The 14560-nt window shown below is 43.9% G+C and carries 15 protein-coding genes; 4 read left to right on the forward strand and 11 right to left on the reverse strand.

Annotated elements, in window-relative coordinates:
• The 4 genes from ACH0QE_RS15135 to ACH0QE_RS15150 form a co-directional block, all read right to left on the reverse strand.
• A partial coding sequence (locus tag ACH0QE_RS15135) for a branched-chain amino acid ABC transporter permease (RefSeq protein WP_415801425.1) occupies nucleotides 1-584 on the reverse strand: 584 nt, incomplete at its 3' end.
• A 17-nt stretch (nucleotides 585-601) separates the two neighbouring features.
• Nucleotides 602-1309 carry an ABC transporter ATP-binding protein gene (locus ACH0QE_RS15140; protein ID WP_415801426.1) on the reverse strand — a complete coding sequence of 236 codons (708 nt, stop codon included), beginning with the start codon at nucleotides 1307-1309 and terminating at the stop codon, nucleotides 602-604.
• The gene (locus ACH0QE_RS15145; RefSeq protein ID WP_415801427.1) at nucleotides 1287-2060 is read right to left on the reverse strand and encodes an ABC transporter ATP-binding protein; all 774 of its coding nucleotides are present in this window, start codon (nucleotides 2058-2060) and stop codon (nucleotides 1287-1289) included. Before ACH0QE_RS15145 ends, ACH0QE_RS15140 begins: the two co-directional genes overlap by 23 nt.
• Nucleotides 2061-2310: 250 nt before the next feature.
• A complete protein-coding gene (locus ACH0QE_RS15150; protein WP_415801428.1) occupies nucleotides 2311-3555 on the reverse strand; it encodes a substrate-binding domain-containing protein in 1245 nt (414 codons plus the stop codon).
• A gap of 201 nt (nucleotides 3556-3756) precedes the next feature.
• Here ACH0QE_RS15150 and ACH0QE_RS15155 point away from each other — a divergent pair, with 201 nt between their 5' ends.
• Both ACH0QE_RS15155 and ACH0QE_RS15160 read left to right on the forward strand, forming a co-directional pair.
• A complete protein-coding gene (locus tag ACH0QE_RS15155) occupies nucleotides 3757-4014 on the forward strand; it encodes a DUF3949 domain-containing protein (RefSeq protein ID WP_415801429.1) in 258 nt (85 codons plus the stop codon).
• 101 nt (nucleotides 4015-4115) lie between these two features.
• The gene (locus ACH0QE_RS15160) at nucleotides 4116-4433 is read left to right on the forward strand and encodes a hypothetical protein (protein WP_415801430.1); all 318 of its coding nucleotides are present in this window, start codon (nucleotides 4116-4118) and stop codon (nucleotides 4431-4433) included.
• 8 nt (nucleotides 4434-4441) lie between these two features.
• Here ACH0QE_RS15160 and ACH0QE_RS15165 read toward each other — a convergent pair whose 3' ends face one another.
• From ACH0QE_RS15165 to ACH0QE_RS15190, 6 genes are all read right to left on the reverse strand, one after another.
• Nucleotides 4442-4843: a VOC family protein gene (locus ACH0QE_RS15165; protein ID WP_415801431.1), complete on the reverse strand. Its 402-nt coding sequence runs from the start codon at nucleotides 4841-4843 to the stop codon at nucleotides 4442-4444.
• Between the two features lie 19 nt (nucleotides 4844-4862).
• Complete coding sequence (locus tag ACH0QE_RS15170; protein WP_415801432.1) at nucleotides 4863-8105, reverse strand: BTAD domain-containing putative transcriptional regulator; 3243 nt, start codon at nucleotides 8103-8105, stop codon at nucleotides 4863-4865.
• A gap of 103 nt (nucleotides 8106-8208) precedes the next feature.
• A complete protein-coding gene (gene lepB, locus ACH0QE_RS15175; RefSeq protein ID WP_415801433.1) occupies nucleotides 8209-8763 on the reverse strand; it encodes a signal peptidase I in 555 nt (184 codons plus the stop codon).
• A 36-nt stretch (nucleotides 8764-8799) separates the two neighbouring features.
• Entirely contained in the window at nucleotides 8800-9414 is a 615-nt protein-coding gene (locus tag ACH0QE_RS15180) for a TVP38/TMEM64 family protein (RefSeq protein WP_415801434.1), read from the reverse strand.
• A gap of 129 nt (nucleotides 9415-9543) precedes the next feature.
• Nucleotides 9544-10482, reverse strand: coding sequence for an LCP family protein (locus ACH0QE_RS15185; RefSeq protein ID WP_415801435.1), 939 nt, complete (start codon nucleotides 10480-10482; stop codon nucleotides 9544-9546).
• 250 nt (nucleotides 10483-10732) lie between these two features.
• Entirely contained in the window at nucleotides 10733-12715 is a 1983-nt protein-coding gene (locus tag ACH0QE_RS15190) for a S9 family peptidase (RefSeq protein WP_415801436.1), read from the reverse strand.
• Between the two features lie 254 nt (nucleotides 12716-12969).
• Here ACH0QE_RS15190 and ACH0QE_RS15195 point away from each other — a divergent pair, with 254 nt between their 5' ends.
• Entirely contained in the window at nucleotides 12970-13362 is a 393-nt protein-coding gene (locus tag ACH0QE_RS15195; protein WP_415801437.1) for a hypothetical protein, read from the forward strand.
• Nucleotides 13363-13380: 18 nt separating this feature from the next.
• Here the strand turns inward: ACH0QE_RS15195 and ACH0QE_RS15200 are convergent, their stop codons facing one another.
• On the reverse strand, nucleotides 13381-13959 hold the full coding sequence (locus ACH0QE_RS15200; RefSeq protein ID WP_415801438.1) for a competence protein ComK: 579 nt from the start codon (nucleotides 13957-13959) through the stop codon (nucleotides 13381-13383).
• Nucleotides 13960-14149: 190 nt separating this feature from the next.
• Between ACH0QE_RS15200 and ACH0QE_RS15205 the strand changes: the two genes are divergently transcribed.
• A complete protein-coding gene (locus ACH0QE_RS15205) occupies nucleotides 14150-14386 on the forward strand; it encodes an IDEAL domain-containing protein (RefSeq protein WP_102261776.1) in 237 nt (78 codons plus the stop codon).
• Nucleotides 14387-14560 lie beyond the last annotated feature (174 nt).

A 14560-nucleotide genomic window follows, 5' to 3' on the forward strand; every position in this document is an offset into this window, starting at 1 on the left:
CCAATCATGAACACGAACATGAATACTCTCTGAATGTTGACCCCTAGCGATTGGACCATTTCCTTGTTCATGACCCCTGCGCGAACGACGAGGCCGATTTTTGTCTTTTTAAGCAGGTATTGCACAGCGAGGAATACTGCAAATCCCACGGCAATGATGAAAACGCGGTATTTGATGATGATGATTCCGCCAAACTCCCAGCTGCCAGAAAGGTAATCAGGGGTTACCGCTGAAATCTGGTTAGGTCCCCAGACCACTTTTAACATCTCCGACAATACAAGCATCAAACCAAGCGTGATTAATATTTGCTGTACATGGTTGCCATAAACCGGTTTAATGATCCAACGCTCAGTTATAATCCCGAGAATCATGCCAGTAAGAATGGCACCGATGATCCCAATAAAAAAGCTTCCTGTCGAGGTATAAATCCAAATGCCACTGTACGCGCCCCAGGCAAACAATCCACCATGAGCAAAGTTTAGTACATCCATCAGACCAAAAATCAAAGTAAGGCCGGCTGCCAGAAGGAAGATCAGCATTCCCGTGGCAAGACCGTTAAGGCTCAAGTTAATCAAAACATCCACTTTTGCTTCCTCCTTTCCTACGCAATGCCGAGGTATTTACGTCTCATTTCTTCATCCTCACGAAGGAGGTTCATCGAGCCGTTCGAAACCGTTCTGCCATCGTCAATGATGTAAAAGCTGTCCCCAATCGTGCTGGCCATCATGAAGTTTTGTTCTACAAGAATGATTGTCGTTTTGTCCTTCATTTGCTGAATGGATTCCATTACCTTCTCGACAACGATCGGTGCAAGGCCTTTACTCGGTTCATCAATCAAGAGCAGTTCATTGTCATTGACATACGCTCTTGCAATGGAAAGCATCTGCTTCTGGCCGCCGCTCAAAAGCCCGCCTGGTTTTTTCCAGAACTTTTTCAAATCAGGAAAAAGATTAAGAATCCAATCCAACCGCAGCTGGGTTTCATCATTTTCTTTTTTGATCGCCACTTTAATATTCTCTTCTACGGTAAGGCCGGCAAAAATCCCCTGGTCTTCAGGAACATAACCAATCCCTTTATTTGCAATCGAATAAGTTGGCAGTCTCTTGATTTCTTCTTCTTTAAATAAAACAGACCCTTTTGCAGCGGGATTCAGGCCCATGATCGTCCTGAGTGTTGTTGTTTTCCCAGCACCATTCCGGCCCAGCAGTACAGTAACCTCCCCCTTCGGTACTTCAAATGAGATACCTTGAAGGATGTGATACTGGCCAATGAATGTCTCAACCTGTTCAAGCTTCAGCAGCGTGCTCACTATGCAAACCTCCCAAATAGGCAGACTGGACCGTTTCATTTTTCATAATGTCTTCAGGCGTCCCATCAGCGAGCAGGGCACCATTGAATAGAACCATGATGGAATCAGAAAGATCCATAATCATATCCATTTTGTGTTCAATTAAAATGATTGTCCGGTCGCCGCGTTGTTTGATTTTCCTAATTACCTCCAGGATTGCCGGAACCTCTTCCAGTGACATGCCTGCTGTCGGTTCATCGAGCAGCAGCACCTCAGTGTTCAAGGCAAGCAGCATGGCAATCTCCAGCTTTCTTTTCTCACCATGGGCAAGGTTCCTTGCAAGTGCATCCTTCTTGTCATCAAGCAAGACAAGCTTCAGCCACTCTTCTGCCTGCTCCTCAAATTTTTTAAAAGAACGAAAATGCTTTAGCATCTGATAGCGGACTCCTTCATGTGACTGTACCGCAAGACGGACATTTTCCATCACCGTCAGGTTGGGGAATACATTTGTAATCTGGAATGACCGTCCAATTCCTGCCCTCGTTCTTTTAGTCGGGGAGAGCTTTGTTATGTCACTGCCTTTATACATGACCTGTCCTTTCGTCGGCACGAGCTGCCCGCTCAACAGGTTGAAGAAAGTCGTTTTCCCGGCACCGTTCGGACCGATGATTGATTTGAAATGATTATGCGGGACTGAGATGCTGACAGAGTCTACAGCGGTATGGCCGCCAAATGTAATGCTAAGCTCTTTCGTCTCGATAATTGCCGTCATGTACATCACCACCTTTATTCGAATAACAACTAAGTAACGATTCTGTAAAAGCATAATGAACTCCGGCTGAGTTACCGAAGTTCATTATGATATTTGGAGCGGAAGCGCCTTGGTCAGCCCCGACAAGCGCTGGAGGGCCTGACGGTGAAGTCGTTCTTTGACTTCATTGGCAGGACCGAAGCGACTCGAGGGGCTAGGCGCTGGAGCTGGACAGTTCTCGAAGTGATTTTATACTTTCTTATTATTCTTGTTAGTTCCGGATTGGAGGAGCTGTTTCTTCTGGAGAGAGCTCACGGATCAGGACAGGGACTGGATAGTCAACTCCATCCTTTTTCTCCAGCTTGATTGCGTATAGTGCCTGGAGTGCCTGATGGTCTTCTTCACGGAAGGTCATTTTGCCCTTCGGAGTATCAAAGCTCATACCTTCCATTGTTTTGATCAATTTCTTTGAATCCGTGTCACCTTCTGTTTTCTTCAAAGCTTCTACAATCGCCATCGCAGCTGTCATGCCTCCTGGCGTAAATAAGTCTGGAAGCTCTCCGTTAAAGCGCTTTTTATGTTCTTCAACAAGCCATTTATTGATGTCATTTTGCGGAAGGTCATGGTAGTAGACAGTGAAGCCTTCCATTCCGACAAGTGGCTCCATCGTTGCAAGCGCCGCAATATCAGGAGCGCCAGTAGAGATTTTGATCCCTTTTTCCTGGACCTTCATGTCTGAAATCTGGTTCCAAGGTGAATTCGCGCCAGCCCAGACGACAAATAAGTAATCCGGGTCCTGGTCGATGATTTTCTGGATATTGGATGTGAAATCAGTTGCAGCTGGGTCTGCATATTCTTCATGAATGACTTTAGCGCCAAGTTTTTCTGCCGCTTCCTTAAACGCTGCGACGCCATCACGGCCAAATGAATAATCAGGAGCAAGAGTCGCGATTTTCACGCCATCCTTAGCGATTGCGGCGGCACCCGCAACAGCATCCTGGGAAGAGTTACGCGCCGTACGGAAAATAAATTCATTAAATTCAGAGCCTGTGATGCTGTCTGCTACAGCCGGCTCGACGATCATGATTTTTTCATATTCCTCAGCAAGCGGCAGGACTGCCAGTGTGTCACCAGAACTAGAAGAACCGACCAGGAAGTCTACTTCATCCTCTTCAAGGAGCTTCGTCGCTTTCTGAACGGCTACTTCAGGTTTGGTTTCTGTATCTTCAATAATGAACTCAATTTTACGACCCGCTACTTCATTTGTTCCGTCAGTAGCATATTCAAGTCCCAGCTCAAACCCGCGAAGTGTCTGCTTCCCGTAAGCCTCAAGTCCGCCTGTTTGCGAAGCCAGCACACCAATCTTGATCGGTTCTGTGTTTTTCGGTTCATCTTTTCCTTCTTTGCCTTCAGTACCGCCTGACTTCTCTGTTCCAGATCCACTGCAGGCACTTGTAAACAACAGGACCATAATGAGCATAAAAGATAAAACAAAATTCCGTTGACCAGCTTTCATTTCCTTTCCCCCTTTAAAATGGTGATTCCAAAGCCCACAAGCTTTGACATCATCTTAAAAAACACCAGTTACAAATGAGTTACAGCAGGCTGGATATGTTGAGTCAGGAATGTTGAAGGATACAAAACGTGAAGAGGTTTAATATGAAACTATATAGAAACTTAATTCGTATAAAGAGATACAATAAAGGGGGACAACTTCGTGGATTCCGTATTTTTGTTTATCATCATCCTTTTCACTCTGCCATTCATCATTACAACCGCCATCATGACACCCATTCAGTACAAGTACATCAAAAAAATGGAAGAATTAAAGAAAGAGCAAAAGCTAACACAAAGTAAAATGTACGAGGAGATGCCTGTCCAGGAAGAAATCCTTCATATGAACCTGCAATCTAATCCACTTTTCATACCGGCAAATATCATCGCAGGAACGATTTATAAATTCCGGCATCTGTAAAATGGGAATTCCATTTTTAGAATTTCCAAATAAAATAGTATCCCCTCCTATTTTTATGGCAATAACGGTACTAAATTGCCTAAAACGTGGAGGGGATTTCTATGCAGGGAATCTATTTGATCAATGAAAAGATTCATATAAACGGGCTCTCCCTGGATGAGAGTGTTGAAATCCAGCAAACAGCATTGCTTGATTTTATGAATACAGAGAGGGTAGAGCCTGTAAAGTTAAATCCATACCAGCTGAACGGGCACTATACAATTCCACACGCCCTGCTCTATGATTTAAAACTCCATAAAAAACAGATTGATTGTCTGCTAATGTATTCAAAAGAGTCGATAGATGACTTTGCTGTAACCTATCCCGCGAGATGGCTAATCATGAAAAGTTATTTTGACACAATCCTTACAGTGGTCTGATTCACAATTCAAAAGCCGTCTGTCCCGCCAAATGCGATGCAGTAGCCATCAAGGTCCTTGACGGCAAACTCCTTCCAGGGCCCATTATTCTCATCAACCCATGGCTTGATGGCAATTTGCGCCCCTTTTCCTTTGAATTCATGGTATAACTCATCAAGCGAATTCCAGTCTTCAACATAGCAATAAAGGTCGATCCCTTGCTTATCGCCTGCGGCCGGCGGATTAGGCCTCACTTCTTTCGGGTCGCTGGCTTCGAGCAGTTTTATTGCCAGTCCTGAAAAGCCATCCCGGATGGCCCACCAGTCCGTCACCTCACAGCCTAATACATCACAGTAAAACTTCCGGGATTTTTCAAGGTCCGACACCAATAAAACTTTTAATGAACTGTGAATCTGTCTTTTTGTTTCCATTCCGTTTCCTCCTGTAAGTCTATTGATTATGTCCTTCGATGATCATCTCGTACATATGCTTTGTAGGTTCTAACGGAGTGACACCCAGCTCCTCCTCCAACACCTCACTGCATTTTTTATACCATCGGATAGCCTGCGGGCGATTGTTCTTGCGGTAATAGCAAAACATCAGCAATCGATAGGCTTCCTCCCATGTTCTGTCCCTTTGGAGGATTTTTTGACACCAATGAATGGCAGAATCATAGTTTTCATGCCTTACATTCAGCTGCGCCAGCTTCTCCGCACTACGCAAAAAGTAAACAAGCAGCCGTTCTCGCTCATTAAGGCACCAGTCCTCATACCGTCTTTCGGGAAGATAATCCCCATTATATAAATTCAGGGCACGCTCTAGTTCTTCCATTGATTTTTCCGTGTTCTTCTCTTCAAGGCCGGCTTCTGCCCATTCCTCAAAAATACGTGAATCCAGTTGGATTGCTGCGTGGGGGTTGATTCCGTAGCCTGTTCCCTCCCTGATAATGAAAAACGGGGCGGATCTCGCTTTGCGGGCAGGCTCCAGTACATTATTCAATGCATTCAACGCAACTTTAAAATCTCTGTCTGCATTCTTACCCTCATGGTCTGGCCAAAGAATCTGGAAGATGTCCTCCTTCATCAGGAACTGGTTCCTCTTTGTCAAAAAAAGCTGGAACAGCTCTTTTGCCTTTCCCCTTTGCCAATCCTTGTCCTCCACTTCCCTGTCCCCTAGCCAAAGCCTGAATTGTCCAAGCGTTTGGACCCTTAACGTATAGCCAGGATGGGCATTCAGACGCGGGATTTTCAAATCCTCCAGCAGCTTCTCTGCATAGCCGGGCATAATTGATTGCTTTACTGCTTCGATAAGCATCGGTGCGAAAACCTGCAAGTCCCTCGGGCCAAATGTCGTCCGCTTTTTCAGGAAGAATTCATACCCGCCTGACTTCATCAGTTTTAAAAAGCTGGCAAAGGCTGTTTTGAACCCCTGTGCGTCATTTAATGAGAAATAATAATAGGAATTCCAAAACGCATGCAGCATGCTGCCATATTGATCACCACACTGATTGATTAGGCTCTCTGCTTTACTAAGATTCTCGCTTGCCTCCTTGAGCCTGTCGTTGTAAATTGATGCTATGGCCAAACAAAGCGTAATTAGTGCTGAGAGCCAAATATCCTTCACCTGTTCTGTTTCAAGCAGCGCCTTCCTTCCAGCTTCAGCAGCCCGCTCATATTCACGCCTTGATCCATAAAGAATGCATAGGCCCATCAGCGGTTCAGCCTTTCCACGTTCAATGCTCAGCCGTCCCATGATATCAAGAGCTGTTTCATAGCATTTTTCTGCAAGATCCAGATCGTATTGGTCAATCAGCTGGACTGCATGACCCATCCTGATCCACCCGCATGCCTCTACAAATGGAGCCTGGATATCGATTCCATACTGGATTCCTGATTGTGACAAAGCCTTTGCCTGCATGCCATTGCCTGTAAAAGCTTCAATCAAAGCCAGCAGCAAATCCGTTTCTCTATGTGATTGGGGCAAATGCAGCTTATCATCTAAATGGTCTATCGCTTTAACATCCGTTAAAATCCTTCTTGATTCAACAAATCTTCCGGTCCTTAAGGTTAGCCTGGCTTCCAGGTTTCCATCCTCAATGTGGACACCCATTGCCCTTGCCCGTTCAATCCATTTTTCCGCCTTCAATGCCTGTCCGGAATTGATCAGGTTTTCAGCAAGAAGGCGATACAGCCTTCCCGTTTCCTCAGCAGCTCCATCAAGCATCGCTGCTTCCCGAAGTTCTATCGCTTGAGCTAATATACGTTCAGCTTTAAGCGGCTGGATCGTATCAAGATAAATTTTTGCTTTGCCTTCAAGCGCCTTGCTTTTCCATTCCGCATTTCCTATCCTGTCAGCTGTTTGGATTGCCTGTTCATAGCATGCTTCCGCCTGCTTATACAAAGAGCGGTAGCGATATACCTCGCCTTCAAGAAACAATAGTGAACAATAACGTTTTTTATCTTCCATCGGAATTTTCGCAAGCCGCTCCTGCAGATTCTCGAGCTTGCCCATTTCGAGGAGCTCCATCCCCTGTTCATCCATAATCGCCGCAGCAGCGGGATATTGGCCAATTTTTTCATAGCAGTATAAAGCCTCTTCCCACTGCCCCTTTTTTTCAAAATAACGTCCACTATTCATCATTAAAACTTTGTATTGTTCAGGTTGGCTTGTGATCAGCCTGTTCTCGAGGAATTCGCGGAAAAGGGCGTGATATCTGAACTGGCTGCCGCCAATCTGTTGAATGAACAGGTTTTTCGCAGTGAGCTGCTCCAGCATCTGGATGGAACCGTTCATGCCGAGGATGTGGTCGCATACATCCGTACTTAATTCTTCAAAGATGCTTGTCTGTTCAAGGAATTGCTGAATCATTGGTGGCTGTTTCGAAAACACTTCATAAACCAGATATTGAAACAGATCATCAAGAGACTTTGCCGGCTCTGCTAAAAGCTCATCAAGACTTTGAAGGTGGGGCAGCTGCTGAGCGATCATTCCAATTGCTATGACCCATCCTTCTGTAATGTCATACAACTGGTCAATTTGATCGTCACTAATAGCAATCTGATAAAAATCAGAAAGGAGCAGCTCGATTTCTTCTTTTCCAAAAATCAAATCTGCCTTCGAAATCTCATTCAATTCATTCCTAGCCTTCAACTTGGCAAGGACTTTCCAACCAGGCTTCGTCCTTGTCGAGATGACAAGATGAAGATGTTCCGGCATATGCTCCAGCAGTTTTTCCAACCAGACATTGATATGATAAGAATGCTCTATTGCATGGAAGTCATCAAGGATGACAATGATTTTCTCAGGTATTTGGAGGGTTTCATTGATAAAAAGCGAAGAGAGCATGCTAAGTTCCTCTTCTCTTATATAACGGTCCATTTTTTTCATATAAGTGATTAACTCATGGCCAAAATCCGGGAACAAGGTTTGAATAGAGGCTGTCAAATAGGATAGAAACGGAAGAATATCGTCATCGGAAGAAGTGATTGTATACCAGCAGCATGACTGGTTCTGATCCTTAACATGCAATGCCAAAGCCGTGCTCTTCCCATATCCGGCGCCTGCCTGGATGATGGTCAGCGGCTTTTCGGTAATCGCTTTCATTTTTTTCGATAATTTGGCCCGTCTGATCCATTGTTCCTGTAAGCCAGGAACAATTAACTTTGTTTTGATCAATGGCAATGTTCCCTGCATATAATCTCCGCCCCATGTTTTTAATAATGATGCCAGTCTAACATAAACGAATTAAAAAAAGACTCGAAAATTGACGAGTCTTTTCGCTTCTCTATATGTATAGTTAGAAAGATACATCCATTTCCTCGAGCGGCCAATACCTCAGATTCACTTTGCCGACGACCTGCTCTTCCGAAATGAACCCAAACTGCCTGCTGTCCCAGCTGCCTAGACGGTTATCGCCAAGGACGAACAATTTCCCTTCCGGCACTCTTTCAATCCCGGTCAAGTCTTCAAGGGTAAAGTCGCCGGTCAAATAGCCGCCGGGTGATTGCTCGCGGTAATGCTTCAGAAAAGGTTCCTTCACTTGTTTGCCATTGATAAATAATATGTCCTCACGATATTCCACTTTATCGCCTGGCAGGCCGACGACGCGTTTCACAAAGTCTTCCTCTTCATTCGCATGAAATACAATCACGTCAAACCTTTCGAGATCTTCTGTTTCGTATCCCAGCTTATTGACAACGACTTTATTCCCGTCTTCCAGTGTAGGAAGCATGGATTCCCCTTCAACAACATAATTGGAAAAAAAGAAAATCCTGATAAAGACAAATATGATCATTCCGAGGGCAAAAGCTTTGATCCATTCGATCCCTTCCCTTTTCAAGATTTCTCTCATCGTCTACCTTCACCACCTGTTATCCTGTTCCTTCTATCAGTCATTATCGTCTTTTCCAACACTCATATTCATTTTTACTTCAATTCTTTTGCCGATATACCACAGGATCGCGATTACTGCCAGAACGATTGCCGTTCGCGCGGGATTAGTGATTAAGGAACGAATATCATAACCTACAAAGCTGATCGTAAAAATCATCACCATTTTCCCCGTTATCACTGCAAGCATATACTGCGCCATGCTGATTTTTGAAAGCCCTGCTACAATATTGACGAGAGCAGATGGTGTAAAAGGGAAACACAGCATGAGGAATATCGGGCCAAACCCATGGCGTTCTATCCAGTTCATCCCCTTCTGGACTTTAGGATGGCGCTGCAAAAACCTTAGGATTCGGCCCTGGCCATACCTGCGAAAGATCAAGAAAACGAGCAATGCACCGAGAACGGCTCCCGTCCAGGAAAAGAGAAACCCAAGCCACAGCCCAAACGCGTTCGCATTCGCCATGACAAATAGAAACAATGGCAGGAACGGCAAAAACGCCTCCAGCATTGGCAGCAAAATCCCGGGAATCGGCCCAAACGATCGGTATTGGTTGAGCAAATCCATAATGTTTTCGATTGTAAACCATTCTTTCAATAATTCAACATCCATTGGTATCTCCTTGTCCAAAACACTCGGTAATCAGAATTCCACAGATTTCTGATTACCTTATCCTATTTACCTCTTAGAGATAATTGTACACCTCTAATTCTTAATTTGGGGAATTTTAAACATGCCTGACTACTTGCTTAAGAATTCCTCCAGTGCCGCCCTGTTTTCTTCAAAGTCTATCGCCAGTACTGCTCCTGCACCACTCACCCTCTGGTTCTCGAATGAGCCTTCAACCGGTATCCTCATTGTTTCGATATTCCGATTATCCTTTGAGATCAGCCCTTTTCCCATAAATAAGATATCGCCTGTATCCATATTGGTATTAATAAACGGCGTAACCACTCCAACCAATTTAGGGAGCTTCGGCAGTGTCTGAATGCTGGCGAATTGCTTGCCGACTTCTTTAATGACGTTTTGCTGGCGTTCTACACGTCCAAAATCACCTACTGCATCCTGGCGGAACCGGACATATCCAAGCAGATGTTTTCCATCCAGTCTTTGCACACCAGGTTCTAGTGTGACACCAATCCCCTCTGACATTTTCTTTTCAACATTAACTTCTACACCTTCTGGGAATGCTTCATCAATTAAACGGACAAACCCTTCAAAATCAACGATTGAATAATATTGGAGGCTTACATCAAAGTTTTCCTTTATTGTCTGCCTTAACAGTTCCGGGCCGCCAAGCGCAAACGCAGCATTGATTTTATTCATCCCGTGTCCCGGAATCTCCACATACGTATCCCTCATGATCGAGGTCAATTTATAAGACTCTGTATCTGGATTATAGCTGGCGATCATGATTGTATCTGAACGCGAAGTTTCTTTGGCTCTTGCGTCACTGCCGATCAGCAGGATATTCGTCAGGCCATTTCGGTCACTCTCGCCATTAAATTGGTATTCCTGCTTGTTTTCCTCAGCTGTCTTTTCCGAATCATTTACGCCAGAACGGTATTGCATATAGGAATACAGCGCAACGGCTCCGACCAGAAGGAACAGCAGTAAAAAAATGCTCGACCACCTGATTCGCTTTTTTCTTTTTTTGTGTTGATGCCTATCAGATCTCATTCGAAAAACCCTTCCGATTTATAGATATTGATAAAACATGGATTTTATTAAGCTCTTGTCTTTAAATTGCTGCTTTCGCAATGTTTTAATTCATGACCTTTTTCAGATTTATAATGATTCAAAAGCAACAATCATGTGAAATACATATTACTATTTTCCTTCTTTACCTATAACCTTAAACTTATATGGAGAATTTTTCAAAAATAAACCCGCGGCATAGAGCATGCCGCGGGTAGTAATTCGTTTATTTTTACAGATGGCTATTGAACCAATCGACGATTGATGCCAAACGGGCTAGACGGAGATTAGGCTTTCCGCTTCTTGAGAGCTCATGGTTGGATTCTGGGAAGCGAATGAACTTCGTTTCCTTTCCCTGTCTCTTCAAGGCGATAAATAGCTGTTCAGCCTGTTCAATCGGGCAGCGATAGTCCTTTTCGCTGTGAAGAATCAATAGTGGTGTATTGATTTGATCCACATAAGCTAGTGGGGAGTGCTTCCACAATGTTTCCAAATCGCTGAGGTCAGCCTGGATCTGCCACTCTGTAAAATAGTAGCCGATATCGCTGACACCATAAAAACTGATCCAGTTTGAAATCGAACGCTGTGTGACGGCTGCCTTGAATCTGTCCGTATGTCCGACAATCCAGTTTGTCATGAAACCGCCATAGCTGCCGCCGGTCACTCCTAATCTATCCTTGTCAATGAAATCGTACTTTTCCAGCGCGTGATCGACAGCGTCCATCACATCCTGATAGTCTCCGCCTCCATAATCGCCGCGCACAGCATTGACGAATTGCTGCCCGTAGCCATGGCTGCCGCGCGGATTGATGTAGAGGACTCCATATCCTTCAGCCGCCAGAACCTGGAATTCATTGAAATACGAGTTCGCATACATGGCATGCGGTCCCCCGTGGATTTCAAGAATCAACGGATACTTCTTGCCCTCTTCATAACCCGCAGGCTTCATGATCCAGCCATTTAGTAGTGTACCGTCACTGGCCTCGAAAGAAATTTGCTCAGGCCGCGATAGAGTGACCGACTCCATAACCTTTTCATTCACAGAGGTCAGCTGTTTCATCTCACCAGTGGTCACCTTAAGCTGGAACAGTTCCCCCGGAAGCACTGGATTGCTGATGGCTACAATGATTCTCTGGTTTTTGCGGTCCAGTGTGTACCCATACACATGCTGCTGGTCAAGAAGTGCCGGATACACTTCACCAGCAAGGTTCGCAAAGTATAATACAGTATTGCCCTGGTCGGTCGCAAGGAAATAGAAGCTCTTACTATCTTCGCCCCAGATCAATCCAGGGCTGTGTGCTCCCTGATGAAAATCTGCGGCAACAGCGTCTCCAACTAGAATATCCATATTCTCTGTGACGCATTGGATATTTCCAGTCTCGAGTTCCTGAACCCAAACCTGGGTTAACGTTGCATTTTCAAACTCCCTCTCATGCCCCGTATAGCCAAGGTATTTTCCGTCAGGAGAGAATACAGCATTCCCAAAGTAACCAGTTCCGTTTGTGAGCTTCGTTTTGTTCCTTGTCTCGATATCTATCAGCCATAAATCACTTTTGAACGAGAAATCGCGTTCAGCTGATTCATCAGCCGACAATACAAGACTTTTGCCGTCAGGAGACCAGCACTGCAGATGATAGTCCACTTCGCCTTTCGCCACTGCTTCTGCCTTTCCATCTGCGAGATTCACAATGACAGTCTGTTTATACTTGCCGTCCCAGAAACCAGCTGCATCTGATTTATACTTCATTTCCTCAGCTACAAACGGTTCCAGCTTCTTGTCGTCCTTCTTCTCTTCTGCTTTTTCAAGTAAATCTTCGTCAGGCTTCAAGGATACAGAGCAGCCGATTCTGTCTCCATCCGGGGACCAAACTGGACCATTCGCACCATTCTTAAAATCAGTAGCTTGCCTCGCTTCTCCGCCACCAGCATCCAGTACAAATATCTGGTTCTTGCCGCTGCGGTTCGAAACGAAAGCCAGCTTTGTTCCATCCGGTGACCATCTTGGTGAATGGTTGCGATATTCACCGTAAGTCCATTGCTTCGGCTCTCCGCCTTCTTCAATGTCAATTATGTATAAATTTGAGGCATAATCATTCTTTTTCTCCAGCATCTCTGTCTGGACAAACACACACTTCTTTCCATCAGGTGAAAACTGAGGGTCTGTAACGGACTTTAATTCAAATAAATCCTCTGCTTTAATAAATCTCTTTTCCATCTCGGGAGCCATCCTTCCAAAGTTAAATTGTTCACTATTATTATTATTTCGATAACAGAAATAAATCTCCTGCCTTTACTTCAATGTTTTGCGAAAAAAGCCCTCGATCCACCAGCATTGCTAGTTTCCTTTTATTTTGGAGAAGATGATAGTGAGGAGTGAATTTTTTTTTTACCCTCTTGAAATCCTCCTCAGAATCCAGTACGATAATTACGAACAGATGTTCTTATTATATTTTGAAGGGACAGAGCAAAATGACAAGGATTCCTGAAAAAGACCGCGATATTATGGAGCAGGCCATCTATTTGCCGATGGTACTGGTCGTGCTCAACCGGGATCTTTCTGTCATCGAAAATAGTCCATTTAAATTGAAGAAGCCTTATTTGGAGCTAATTGAAGAAACAATGAAAGCAGTCCAGAAAGAACTCGCCATTGTGAAAAGCTACCTCAAAAAGAATAACCTTAAGGTTGAAGAAGTAAAACGGGATGACGCCTTCACCATGTTCCTCTTCATCTACAAAGGCTACGAAGAACAGCATAACTACTTCAATCCTCGCATCCGCAACAAAGTCCAGGAATTGATGGTCCACTACCTATTCAAGCGGTTTAAAACAGCAACTGCAGCAATTGAAAAGGAATCCGGCTGAAAAACCGGATTCCTTGTTTTAGTCTTTATATACCTCACTGACAAGATTAGCATGGGGATATCCTTGTGATTCATTGAACCTTGGCCCATGGAGAATGTATAGCGCTTTTCGTTCGGTTTCTTTCATCCGCTGCATGAATTTGGTGCGCAGCAGTGATGTTCTTAGCAGCTGGTTTTCAAATGAATGATGGGATACTGGCAGAATCATGGATTTCTTATTCCTGAAGGTAACCTGAGTACTGTGGGCGTCCACCTTCTTATGGAATAATACATGCTCATGTGAAACCCATATGCAGTCCGGGTTTGTAGGCGAACTTGTAGGCATGAAATAAATGGAGCTTATAGGGTCGACAATGATGGGGGTTTTATGGGTAATCCCGGTAAGCTGTTTCGTTCCTTCTTTCCTGCCTTCGTAGCTGCTTCCAAAATACTTGCAGCTTTTCTTGATAATATCTATTGGTCTGAATGGGGATAAATACTCCTCCTCCAGCTCGATCACCCTGGAGTAAATCCTGCTGCCGTATTCTTCAGGAATAATTATCATGGTAAAAGGATTTATTTCGTACTCTTCTACTAAGTTCCTTGTGTTTCCTGTCATTCCTTCACCTCCTAAAATACCTTACACCCTATTTTACCATAAGTGTTGAAATTTTCTTTACTTACAGAAAAAGTTCTATTTTTAGCCACAATTAATGGCCTAATATAAATTTTCTAAAAATTATAAAAATTTAGTTGATTATCTTTTCAATAATCCATATAATATAAAAAAGGTCTAAGAGGTGAGGTCAGTGAAAGAAAAATCGTATTCTGAAGTCATGAAGGCCAGTGTGATGAAACGCATTAAAGCCAAGGAATCTTTTGTTCTGGACCTGTATGTTGACATGCTTATTTCCGAAATACAGCTGAATACTAAAAAAGAAAAACTGATGTCAAAAATTGATAAAGCAATCGATGACCGCGACAAAATTCTATTTTTAACATTGACGGAGGAATTGAAGGATCTTAACAAACAATTCGGCACTTAGATGAGTGATATCCCCTATATAGGGGATATTTTATTATTTCGAAATAAAGACAGCTTCCGATTTGTTATTAAATGATTTTAATCAAGAGCCAAATTTGTATGGACAAAATGTTATTTCTTGCACTGATTGCACTCAGTTGCTGGCTGGTCATTGGACTCGTTCCTGAGAAAAAAA

This window comes from Mesobacillus sp., assembly GCF_047739415.1.
Lineage (GTDB): Bacteria > Bacillota > Bacilli > Bacillales > Cytobacillaceae > Mesobacillus.